Origin of the sequence: Micromonospora sp. MP36, from assembly GCF_008119785.1 — a bacterium.
Taxonomy (GTDB): Bacteria; Actinomycetota; Actinomycetes; order Mycobacteriales; family Micromonosporaceae; genus Micromonospora.
Genome location: NZ_VSFA01000084.1, coordinates 19,909 through 31,747, shown reverse-complemented (window position 1 = coordinate 31,747; position 11,839 = coordinate 19,909). Strand labels below are relative to the sequence as shown.

The 11,839-nt window shown below is 67.8% G+C and carries 8 protein-coding genes and 1 pseudogene; 2 read left to right on the top strand and 7 right to left on the bottom strand.

Translation table 11 applies throughout. The features are described 5' to 3' along the window. Both FXF52_RS32025 and FXF52_RS32020 read right to left on the bottom strand, forming a co-directional pair. A partial coding sequence (locus FXF52_RS32025; protein WP_148802517.1) for a zinc ribbon domain-containing protein occupies positions 1-1,956 on the bottom strand: 1,956 nt, incomplete at its 3' end. Continuing rightward, complete coding sequence (locus tag FXF52_RS32020; protein ID WP_148802514.1) at positions 1,953-2,567, bottom strand: IS607 family transposase; 615 nt, start codon at positions 2,565-2,567, stop codon at positions 1,953-1,955. The genes FXF52_RS32025 and FXF52_RS32020, both read right to left, overlap by 4 nt. Positions 2,568-2,585: 18 nt before the next feature. Between FXF52_RS32020 and FXF52_RS32015 the strand changes: the two genes are divergently transcribed. Then, on the top strand, positions 2,586-2,807 hold the full coding sequence (locus FXF52_RS32015; protein WP_222870790.1) for a dihydrofolate reductase family protein: 222 nt from the start codon (positions 2,586-2,588) through the stop codon (positions 2,805-2,807). Positions 2,808-3,228: 421 nt separating this feature from the next. Here FXF52_RS32015 and FXF52_RS32010 read toward each other — a convergent pair whose 3' ends face one another. From FXF52_RS32010 to FXF52_RS31990, 5 genes and pseudogenes are all read right to left on the bottom strand, one after another. Then, positions 3,229-4,524, bottom strand: a complete 1,296-nt coding sequence (locus FXF52_RS32010; RefSeq protein ID WP_222870789.1) for an asparaginase — start codon at positions 4,522-4,524, stop codon at positions 3,229-3,231. Between the two features lie 256 nt (positions 4,525-4,780). After that, on the bottom strand, positions 4,781-7,396 hold the full coding sequence (locus FXF52_RS32005; RefSeq protein ID WP_187413843.1) for a M14 family zinc carboxypeptidase: 2,616 nt from the start codon (positions 7,394-7,396) through the stop codon (positions 4,781-4,783). Between the two features lie 1,012 nt (positions 7,397-8,408). Continuing rightward, positions 8,409-8,639: pseudogene (locus FXF52_RS32000) on the bottom strand (VOC family protein); the annotation flags it as partial. After that, positions 8,618-9,613, bottom strand: a complete 996-nt coding sequence (locus FXF52_RS31995) for a HAMP domain-containing sensor histidine kinase (RefSeq protein ID WP_255472550.1) — start codon at positions 9,611-9,613, stop codon at positions 8,618-8,620. The pseudogene FXF52_RS32000 and the gene FXF52_RS31995, both read right to left, overlap by 22 nt. Positions 9,614-9,816: 203 nt before the next feature. Next, a complete protein-coding gene (locus FXF52_RS31990; protein WP_148802504.1) occupies positions 9,817-10,473 on the bottom strand; it encodes a response regulator transcription factor in 657 nt (218 codons plus the stop codon). A gap of 9 nt (positions 10,474-10,482) precedes the next feature. On the opposite strand from FXF52_RS31990, the gene FXF52_RS31985 reads away from it, so the two are divergent. Beyond that, on the top strand, positions 10,483-11,748 hold the full coding sequence (locus FXF52_RS31985; RefSeq protein ID WP_222870788.1) for a serine hydrolase: 1,266 nt from the start codon (positions 10,483-10,485) through the stop codon (positions 11,746-11,748). Positions 11,749-11,839 lie beyond the last annotated feature (91 nt).

The window sequence follows — 11,839 nt, the reverse complement described above, 5'->3', positions numbered from 1 at the left end:
TAGTGATCCTGAGTCGGATGGGGTTTCCGGGATCGTTTCCCACCGTGGTGGGGACGCATGGGCGTGGAAGTGGAATCCCGCGCCCAACGCGGCTCCGCGTGGCTGGTGGCCGGTGGTGGGTGTGCTGATCGTGTTCACGCCCTGGTGTCGGTGGGCTGCGCGGGGCAGCCTCCGGCCCGTTGGTGCGTGTCCCTCCAGACGCTTACCCGCCTGACCGTGGGGTCTGGTGGGGGAGGGTGCCCTGCGTCGCCTGGGCGCGGGGCGTGGTGGCTTGCGCCGGGTGGGGCCGGTCTTCGACCGGTCCCCCCGGTAGGTCTTCGTGATGACCGCTGAGGCTTCGAGTTTGTCGACCACGGCGCGGATGACCATGTGCCCGGTGGTCTTGTCGGTGACGGTCTTGGCCTGGTGGGTGAGGCCGCGGGCGGCGATGCGCCGCCATGCCCCGTGGTCGCGGTCGCCTTGCCACCGGCAGGACTGGTGGGGACAGACAGCCCACTTCCAACCCGCCACCGTCGGCTTGTCGGGGGCCTTGCGATGCCGCAGCGGTGTCAGGCACTGCGGGCAGTGCTTCGAGGTGTTGCGGGCAGGCGTGGTGACGACGGCGATACCGGTCTCGGCGGCGAGGTGCCGCATCCGGTCGACGATCTGCCCGCGCACCTGCTGGGACAGCCGGGTGTTGAGGGTGGCGCCCATGCCCCGTGCTTCCAACGATCGCAGGTCTTCGACGTAGATGACGGTCGCTCGGGAGGCGATGGCCTGGTCGACGGCCCAGCGGGCGGCGGCCCACCCGAGCGCGGCGTTCAGGTTCGTCCGGCGGTCGGAGACGTGCCGGATCTCGTCGCGCAGGACCGCCAGCTTGCCGACGAGGTGATGCCGCTCGCTACGGCCGGCGAGCCGCTGGTAGTGACCGGCTTTGGCGTGCAGCCGCTCTGACAGGCGCCGGAGGCGGTGCTGCTTGGCCAGGACCCCGGCGGCCCGGAACTGACCACCGGACCCCAACGCGGTGACCCGCCCATCCTCGTGGAGCCGCAGGGCGCCCGCGCTGAGGAGAGTGTTCAGGCCCCAGTCCACGCCGACCGCGACCGTGTGGCCGGTGCGCCGGGCCTTCGGCACCGGGTAGCTGTACGCGAGATCGGCGTGCACCTGCCGGCCGGTGACGCGCAGGGTGGGCAGGTGCAGCACCGCGCCCGCGGGGACCGTGGGCGGCAGGCTGATCGGACAGGCCACCCACGTCCAATCCCGATACGATCGCGGATCCGGACGTGAGGGAAGCTGCAACCGCAGCAACACCCTGCCCGGGTCAGTCCCGCTGCGTTCGAGGCTGGCCTGCTGCCCGTCACACGCGGCCAACAGCAGCATCCGCGGGACCTTCGGGATGCCTTCGAGTTCGAACACGTCCACCGGCAGGCGACCATTGGCTTTGAGGAAGGCGGCGGCCTGCCGGGTGCGGGACTTGATGACACCCGACGGCAGATGCTCCCCGCCCGGAACCGCCCGGCGTACCTGCTCCCACTCCTGAGCGGTGCGCCGACGCGGATCGGCCGGCCACGTCGCCAGCACTGCGGCGGTCAGGTCAGCACGCCACCGCGCCGAGCGCAGGGCACGCCCGGCCTGCTCCTGCGCCATCCGCACGATCCGGTCATTGACCTTCACACCCTCAGGCGTAGTGGCGGCCCAGCCCAGGCGCCGCAGCGCCATCCACGCGTTCGACGGCAACCGCCGGCCGCCCGCGTCCACGCCGCTGGCTAACACCTCCATATCAGCGGTGTTCCAGTGCTCCGCCAACAGGCGGGAGACCATGCCCGCCACCAGGTCGGCGCACCAGCTGATCCGTTGCGCAAGCACCGCCTGCGTCAGCACCTCGCCGGTCTTCTCGTCCACCCCAGATCGCAGCAAGCCGCAGGCACACGCGGTGCGGAAGATCTCGCCTTCGGCCAGCGGCGGCTTCCCGCTCACTCGCCACCGGCCTGGCATTGCCCGGACTCGGCCAGCAGACGACGCCGGTTCTCCGCCGACCGCATCCCATACAGGCGCCCCGCGAACGTCGTGACCAACGAAACGAAATCCTCCAGCAACTCCTCGCGTCCGCCGAGCTTCTTCGGATGCAGCACTTCCAGAGTGGCGCCGTGCACGGCGAGCAGCTGTTTGAGCCAGCCGACACCGAACCGCGCAAGCCGATCCTCATGCGTCACCCGGACCACCGTGACACTCCCGTCAGCAACAGCCCGCAACAACCGGTTCAGACCGGGTCGATCCTCCCGCAGACCCGAAGCCCGATCACGGAACACCTTCACGATCTCACCGGTGGACGTGGCACGCAGCTCATGCTCCTGAGCCTCCAACAAGGACTCCTGCCCTGCGGAACCGGAGACCCGCACGTACAGGCCCTCCAACCGAAGACGCCCGCCGCCGCTGGAGACCTTCATCGCCTCGACATCAATCGAGGAAAACCGCCGCTCACGACCCACCCACGTCACTGGAATCTTCCCCGAATCAGCCCACAGGCGAAGCGTTGTAGGGTGAACACCAAGCCGCTTCGCGGCCTTCGCAAGCCGAAGAAGTTCCACACGATCATCCTACGATCAATGAGGATCCCTAATCAAATTAGCAGCCTGTCGATGAACCGGGTGCTGATGGCCGCCGGCCTGGTCGACCACGTACAGGTCACGATCTTCCCCGTCATCACCGGTCGGACCGGGCTGGACCCGATCTTCCAGGGCGCGGCCGACTTCGACCTGGAGTTGGTCGAGCACCAGACGCTCGGTGACCACATCCAAGAGCTCATCTACCGACCCACCCTCCATTAACCTCTTTGCGGAAGAAGCTTGGGCTACGGCCGGGTCGTTGTGGGACGTCCGCATCTGGCCGCGATCCGATCGCTATGCGGCGCGAAGCACAGCCCACACCGCCTCTCGGCATGCGAACATATCGAGATGAGGGCGTGTACCGTTGGTCAAGGAACCATCGGCTGATGGTGTCGCGCCATGATGCTGAGGCAACCTTGGCGGGTCAGGCGCCCGGTGAAATCGACAGGATGGCCGGGCTGTGCCGCTCCCTCTGATACTGAAACTCTGGAACTCCAGCTCAAGGCCGTGGCACGGGTATTGGCATACTTCACGCCGTACCGCGCCTGATCAAGGCCCGCGTCGGTCGCTGAGCAGTGTCGCCCCCGGCTGGCGATCATGGCAGGACAGGGGGCCGGCACCGCGCTGTGCCGGCCTCCGACCATCAGTTCTGGGGATTGCCGGGGGGAGCGGTGTTCCACTCCGGGTTGCCGAGCGATTCGACCAGCTGGCGGACCTTCGCCGTGTCCCCGGGGGCGGTCGCCAGGCTCAGCAGCAGCAGCAGCCGGGCCTTCTGCGGCAGCAGGTCGTCGCCGTCGAAGATCGGGGCGGTGCTGCTGCCGCCACTGATTGAGCCGGAGCCGACCCGGCTGGTGCTGACGAAGAAGACGCCCTTGGCGATCGCCGCGGACCGGGCGGCGGACTGGGCAGAGGAGATGCCGCCGGCTCCCGTACCCGCGGTCACGATGCCCTTGACTCCTGCGTCGGCGAACGCGGTGATCGCCTCGCCGCCGGCCTGCTGGTAGTTGTAGACCACCTCGACCCGGGGCAGCGACTCCACCTTGACGTCGCTCAGCTTGAACGGGGTCAGCCAGCGGTTCTTCTGATCGCAGTCGGCGACCCGGGACGGCGCCCGGCCGACCTTGATTTCCGAGCCGTCGATCCAGCCGAGTACGCCCAGTTCACGGGTCTGGAAGGTGTCCATGCGGGTGGTGTTGGACTTGGTCACGTCCCGCGCGGTGTGGAACTCGTCGTTGAGCATCAGCACGGTGCCGTAGCAGTACGTGGACTGGCTGGCGGCCAGGACGATCGAGTTGTAGAGGTTCGCGGGGCCGTCCGCGCCGATCACCTGCGGCCCGTCAACCGTGCCGGCCGCCCACGGGCGCATCGCCCCCGTCGCCACCACCGGCTTGCGGCTCTGCACGGTCAGGTCCAGCCAGTACGCGAATTCCTCCATGGTGTCCGTCCCGCTGGTTACCACCACCGCGTCGGAGGTTTGCAGCGCCTGCTCCACGGCGAGGGTGAGGGCGTGGAGTTCGGCGATGGTGTAGCCGCCGGAACCCTTGTTGCCGAACTGCACGGTGGACACGTCGGCGACCTCGCCGATCTCGGGTTGGAGTTGGGCGACCATCCGGTCGATCGGAATCTGGCCGGCTCGGTAGTTGGTGAAGCTGCTGCGGGAGGTGGCGACGCCGGCGATCGTGCCGCCGGTGCCGATCACGGTCACCTTGGGCTTCTTCGTCTTGGCCTCGGCGACCGCTGTCTGGTAAGCGACGCTCTGGATTTCTGTGGCGGCGATGACACCGCCGGTGGCGGCGCCGGACGGCGGGCCGTCCGGCTCGTCGGCGCCGGTCGATGTGATGGCGAGTACGGCCGCTGCCGCCAGCGCGGCGGTGACGACCGGGGCGGTCAGGGTGGCAATCCGTCGGGCTGGCAGAAGCCGGCGTTGGTCGAGGGACAAGGCAACCTCCGTGGAAGGTCGGGGGCGGGGGGAAGTGCCTCGGATCTTGCGGGCCGCTGCTTTCGTCGGCGTTACACCAGCGTTTCTCGATACTGTCGGAGGCAGTGGTGACTGCCACTCTGAGCCGCGTACACGCCGTCGGAGATTGGCCCGAGTCGCCAAGAATTCGGGCAGCAGTGACATTCGCCCGGCGAGGGGGCCGTGTCCGCCGGGACGCGGCCCCCTCGGTGTCCGGAGCCTTGGTTCGACGCCGCGGTTAGCCGCGGAGCGCCCCCGGCAGTGCCGCCGCGTCCACTGCGGTCGACGGGCCGTGGTAGATCGCGTTGAACAGCAGCTTGCTCGGGTCACGAGACCACGTGCGGAACGTCGGCTCGCTACCGAAGGTCACGATCAGGCCCTGGCCCACCTGGTGCTTGACGATGTTGGCCTTGCCGTTGAGGTGCTCCCCGCCGATGAGCCAGCCGCTCTGCAACTGCTCACCGGACGTGGGGAACGAGGAGACCACGTCGCCGCCGGTGACGGTGTACGCCTGATCGCCCTCGCCGAACCACACCGGCGTGTCCGGGCGCATACCCCAGGCCACCGGGTCTGACGTGTCGAACCGCTGGCTGAGGATGCTGCCGGGCGAGAAGAACTGGTGCTCGTCGGCGGGAAGCGCCGGGGTGATCGGCAGGGAGGCCAGCTGGCGCGCGGTCGCCACCGAGTCGCCGATCGCCAGTAGCGTCCCGCCGTCCTCGACGAACTTGCGCAGCTCGGCCCAGCCGGCCTCGCCAACCCCGTACGCCCAGGACCACTCGGCCGGGTAGCGGTCCCGGTTCAGGCCCGAGACGATGTCAGTCCGGCTGATCCCCGCCGGCAGCACGATCGTGTCGAACTTCGCGTTGAGGTCGCCGGCGAAGTCGGCGGCGACGACCTCGTTGAAGCCGATGCCATACTGCTCGAACAGCCACTTCATCCAGCCGCCCGGGATGTTGTTGATGCCCCGGAAGAGGCCGACCCGGGTATTGTCCTTGAGCTGCTCCGCCGCCACCTGCGGCGCCTGCCCGACGCTGAAGACGGGGATGCCGGTCTTGCGGGAGACATCCTGCAGGGCGGTCTGCGCCGCCTTGCTCGGCTCGACGATCAGCGTGCCCGGGGCGTAGGTACGCCCGCCGGCCGAGAACGCAGCGCTGGCACGGAAGGTTCCCGCACCGGCCTTCTGCAGCGCGGCGATCATCATCGCCGTGCCGTAGGACTCCGGGCTGACCAGGTAGGCGCCGTTGCCTCCCGGGTCGCCGGGGAACGCCGGGTTGGCCGGCTGCACCTTCTTGACCTGGGTGGTCGAGGCGGTGAAGGGCTTCGCGACGGTGTCGACAGAGACGCCCAGGAGCATCGGCAGGGTCTGCGCCGTCACGTCGTACGGGCTCTGCGGCGGGCCGCCCGGGTACTCCCGCAGGTCCGGGTAGCGCTGCACCTCCAGCAAGGTCTTGGCGAACCGGCCGTAGGGCTGCGCGTACCGGATGACCCAGGAACCGGCCTCGTACCGCTTGCCGTTGGCCGTGAAGGCGGAGGTGGCCTGCTCAATCTCGACATCGCCGGTCTGCAGGGTGTTCAGCAGCTCGTACGTGGCGAATGGATCCCGCTGACCAGCCGGAACCACGTAGGCGAACGGCTTGTCGGCGCTCGGGTCCACCGCGTTGCGCTGGGTGCGGTAGAAGTTGTAGAGCCACTCAGTCTTGTACTTGGCGACGTTGCTCAGCGCGCCGAAGACCGCCGTGTCGAGGTAGTCTACGATTTGCGCCAGCGTCCAGGTGGACTGGTCGTACGGCTCGATGAAGTTGGTGTCTGGCTCTTGCGGACCGATCGGGCCACCATTGCTGCTCTTGTAGGTGTAGGCGAGGTCCTGTGCGCTCGCCGCCTCGACGAGGATGCGCGGCGCGCCGTGGTAGGTCATGTACTGGCGCGACGGCGTCCAGTAGTCGTAGGTCGAGCCCCACTGCACGCCCTTCTTGCCCTCGGCGGTCAGGCTCCGCGAAATCTCCATGCCGAGGGAGTTGGTCTGCTGGACGGTGATGGGGTCGATGTTCGGGTCGTTCGGCGACAGGTACGGCGGGATGAAGATCCGGCCCCGGCCGTTGCCCATCTGGTGCAGGTTCTGGACGACCTGCGGCTTCCATTCGTTCTGCAGGGCGACGCTGATCTGCGTCTCGGGCTGCGTGATCATGAACCAGTCACGGTTGTCGTCGTGCCCGATGTATTTCTGATAGAGATCGGGATAGGTGCGAGCGTAGTTCGTTCCCGCGGTTTCGTTGAAGTAGTCGCCCACCCATTTCGTGCCGTCCGGACTCTGCGCCGGGATGATGAGCAGTACCACGTTGTCGAGAATTTCCGAAACCGTGGTCGACTTCTCGTCGGCGAGCCGGTGGAGAATGTTCGGAATGACCTGTGCGGTGCCCACCTCGGTTGAGTGGATCGCGGCTTCCAGCAGGAAGACGGACTTACTCTGCGCGGCGAGTTTCTTGGCCTCCGCCTCCGTCAGGCCGCGCGGATCGGCCAGTCGCTGATTGCTCTCCTTGATCCGGTCGAGATTCTTGAGGTTGTCCGGCGAACTGACCGTGAGGAGCGGGAAGGGCTGCCCTGTCGCCGTCTTGCCGAGCTCCTGGTAAAGCACCTTCTCGGACTTGTCCGCGACGAGCTTGTAGTACCTGACCAGGTCGTCCCAGCGGGCGAGCTTGCCTTCGGAGCCGAGTGGGAAGCCGAAGAACTGCTCGGGTGTGGTGATGCGCGGAGCCGCGAGGGCGGTCGAATTCAGAACGAGACTGCTGCTTAAGGGCAGGGCCAATGCAAGGAGAGCTGCTGCGGGTAGCAGACCTCTCCTCTTCCATGTGCGCATAGACATTCTCCTTGTGCTTGTCGCCGTGCTGAACGAGTGCCGAATCCCGGACCAGGGTCAATCTCTCAGAGTTCCGACGAGGGTCGAATTCCGGGCAGGGCCAATCACTGCGAGAACCGAATAGCTTCCACCCCCTTTCATGTATAGAAATATCAGAATGTGTAAGGCCAGGTCAACTTTTTGAGCATTACTTGAGGTTCGCCATTCGGGTCGCCCGCTCGCCGGACGACCGACGGCGTGCATCTGGGCGTAGGTGCCGCGGCTGACCCTCAACGGCGTCGTGCAGCAGGCCCGCCACGACGGCCTCTGGACCGTGCGGGGCGAGCAGCGCCCGCGACCGCCCGCCGGTAGCCGCATCGCGACCCCTACCCGCCCAGCTGTTGCAGACCAAGTCGGCCAGCTTCACGTGGCGGGCCAGCGGGTGCGCGGCACCCTGTTGATGACGCCGGCATGGTCGTCAACGGGAGCTGGCAAATCGGAGGTAACTGGGGGCAAACGGGCGTGGACGGGGCCTTCCCTACGTGGACCGTGGCGGGGAAGGGCGAGGTGGCTGCGCCGAACCTGAACGCTCGGAAGGATCGCCGCTGGTGATGGTGCGGCATCGAGCTGCCGTTCGAGGTCAGCGGCCCGGCGGAGCTGGCCCCCACCACCAGGTCAACAGCTGCGCTGTTCCAAGCCGCCACGGCGGGACCAGACCGCCCTGGGACGCGGCCAACATAAGCCGGGCGGGCCGTGTCCGCCCAGCGTCACTGCCACCCAGATGTTCTCTTGAAGCGAGCGCTCTTCCCCTGCCTACGAACGACTCGCCCCGGATCCGACGCTCTGCCAGAAGCACCGGATCTCCGCCGCTCGGCGCCCACGGGCGTCAAGTCGCCCGTGTTCGTGGGGATCATTGCCGCCGCCACCGGCCACGAATAGTCCCACACACTCATCTGCCGATGAGAGTGCACCCGATCTTGCCGATGCAGGTAAGCGGATATAGCGACCGGCTGCATGGGGCCAGCCAACGCCGTCATGGCCGCCCGCCAGCGATCTCGGCGTCGCTCCGAAGAATGCAGAACTCGTTGCCTTCCGGATCGGCAAGCGCAACCCATCCCGTTCCGTCGGCCTCACGGCGGTCAGCCACGACGGCCGCACCTAGCTCGGTCAGCCGCGCCAACTCCGCGTCGCGCGTGCCGTCGACAGGACGCAAGTCGAGATGGATCCTGTTCTTGACCTGCTTTACTTCGGGGACATCTTGGAAAGATCAGACATCTTAGTAGGACTTGTTGGGAGCAACCTCGGTAAGTCAACAACCGGTCCAGAACACCCCAGCTCATTCGCGGTCTTGGGCCATCGCGGGTCCGGCAGAGGGAAGTACAGCGTCACGCACAGCCCTCCGCCGTCGCGCGGGTCCAAGCGGATCCGGCCCCGATGGGCCAGGACGATCGCGTGCACGATGGCCAGTCCGAGCCCTACGCCCTCGCCGCCGGTGCGGCCGCCCTCGCCGCGCACGAACGGCTCCAGCAGGCGCTCGGTCTCGACCGAAGCGATCACCGGGCCGCCGTTGGAGATGCGCAGGAACGCCTCGCCGCCTTCGACCCGGGTCTCCACCTCGATCTCGTCCTCGGAACCGTTGTGGCGCAAGGCGTTGTCCACGAGGTTGGCCACCATCATCTCCAGCAGCACCGGGTCGCCGACCACGGGGGCGGGCCGCAGGTTTGACTCGTCCGGGACCCCGACAAAATCCGACAGGTCGACCAGGCGCCGCCGTCCCGTCGCCGCCTGGCTGTGCGCCAGCGCGAGCAGCCCGTCGAGCGTCCGCTGGCTCTTGCCGATCGCGGTGCGAATGTCTTCCGCCATCGTGATCAGCTCATCTCGGCTGGGTTCACCGTCGAGGGTGACGTCGATCGCGGTGCGCATCGTGGTCAGCGGGGTGCGCAACTCGTGCGCGGCGTTGGCGGTGAACAGCTTCTGGCTGGCCACCCCGGCCTGGATCCGGTCGAGCATGCTGTTGACCGTCGCGGCGAGCGCGGCCAGCTCGTCGCGGGGCTCGTTGACCGGAACCCGCTCGGAAAGGTTCTCCGCCGAAAGGCGCTGCGCGGTGGCGGAGATGGCGCGGATCGGGCGCAGCACCCGCCCCGCCACCAGCCAGCCCAGCAGCGCCGCGAGCGCGGTCACCACGGCGAGCGCGATCAGCGCCTGGATCAGCAGCTCGTGCAGGGTCGCGTCCCGCAACCGGTCCAGATCCGGCAGCAGGTCCTCTGGACGCGGGGCGGTCTCTACCGTGTCGTCTGGGCCCCGAAGGTCGATGCGTACCAACCGTTGGCCGAGACGGCGCCGCATGAACAGGTACGTCAACCCGGTCAGGACGAGTCCGGCGGCGAGCACGAGACCGGTGTAAAGGACGGTGAGCCGAGTGCGGGCGGTGAGCCTGAGCTTCACGGGATCATCCGGTATCCGGCGCCCGTCACTGTCTCGATGAGCGGGGGATCGCCCAGCTTGCGGCGCAGCGTCCCGATCGTGATGCGGATGGCGTTGGTGAACGGGTCGGCGTGCTCGTCCCACACCTTCTCCAGCAACGTCTCCGCGCTGACGACATCGCCGCCCGCCGACAGCAGCTCCTCCAGGACGCCAAACTCCTTGGGAGTCAAGGAAAGCAGCCGCCCGGCCCGCTCGGCGGCGCGCCGCGCCGGGTCGAGCACCACGTCCGCGCGGCGCAGCACGGGAGGGCGCGCCGGGGTGCTGCGCCGGGCCAGCGCACGCACCCGCGCCACCAGCTCCGAGAAGGCGAACGGCTTGCCCAGGTAGTCATCCGCGCCCAAGGTCAGGCCGCCCACCCGGTCCTCGACCGTACCGGACGCGGTCAGCATCAGGATCCGGGCGGTGCCGTCCTGCGCGAGCCACCGGCACACCGCATCCCCATGCAGCACAGGCAGATCGCGGTCGAGCACCACCACGTCGTAGGCGGTCAGCTCACACTTGTCGAGCGCGGACCGGCCGTCGAACGCCATGTCGACGGCGAACCCGTGCTTGCGCAGCCCGACCGCGATGTAACCGGCCAGCGGCTGCTCGTCCTCCACCAGCAGCACCCGCATCCGACAAGTATGCGCGGGCCCACCTATGGATCACGTATGGTCGCTCGATCGGCTTGCCATACGCGCCCGCCGGTAGACCTGTGGCTCATGACCACTACGCGAAGAACGATCCTCTCGCTCGCCGGCGCGGCACCTCTGGCCCTGGCGATCGGGGACCCGGCCGCAGCGGACCCGGGTTACGCGAAGGTGCCCGATGGCCTCAAACCCGGTGGGGAGCTTGACAAATTCGTCGCCGAGCTGGCGGCCAAGGACGAGTTCTCCGGCTCGCTGCTGCTCACCCACCGCGGGCGGCCCGTGCTCAGCCGGTCATTCGGCATGGCCAACAAGGCGCTGGGCATTCCCAACGGGCCCGACACCATCTTCGCCCTCGCCTCGGTGACCAAGGTGCTCACCGCGTTGAGCGTGGTACAGCTGGTGGAGCGGGGCAAGCTCTCCTTCGGCGCCAAGCTCGGCACGCTCCTCGACGGGTTCGCGCCCGAGATCGGGGAGGCGGTAACCGTCCACCACCTCCTCACGCACACGTCCGGGCTGGGCGACTTCCACATGGTGCCCGGATTCTGGGAGACCGCGCGCATCTGGACCAGCGCCCAGCAGGTCATGGACGGGATCACGCAGATCATCCGGGGGATGCCGGTGGCGTTCCCCGCCGGGGCCTCACACGCCTACAGCAATGCCGGATTCCACCTGCTCGGGGCGATCGTGGCGAAAGTGTCCGGGCTGTCCTACTACGACTACGTGCGGCAGAACGTCTTCCGACCCGCCGGGATGAGCAGCTCGGACTTCTACACCAAACCGCAGTGGCTCACGGATCCCCGGATCGCCCATCCCTACACCAGGCCGAAGTCGGGCGAGCGGATCGACGACATCGACAGTCGCTACTTCATTGGGACCCCGGCCGGCGAGGCCTTCTGCACCTGCGCTGACCTTGACCGCTTCACCCAGGCACTGCTGCGCGGCAAGCTGATCGGTCCGCCATTCCTCCAGCTTTACGCCGGTGGGAAGGTGCCGATGCCGCCGATGCAACCACCGGGGTCGGCGCCGCTGCCGCCGCCTCCGGGACCGCCGCCGGTGACGCTGCAGTGCTACGGCCCGATCGGAAGGGCCGCCGGTGGTCAGTGGACCTTGGGCCACGGCGGCGGATCTCCCGGGATTTGCACTAGCCTCGAGGTTTTTCCCGACAGCCGGTGGTCCGTCGTGGTGTTCAGCAACTACGACCCGCCCGTGACGCAACCCATCGAAGCAATGGCCCGGCAGCTGATCATTGGGCAGAGGTAGATCCATGTCACGCCTGATGTCGTCAGCGTTGTGCCTTCGACATCAGGCGTGACCCGATCAAGCGACGGGCTAAGCCGCGACGGCCTCGCCG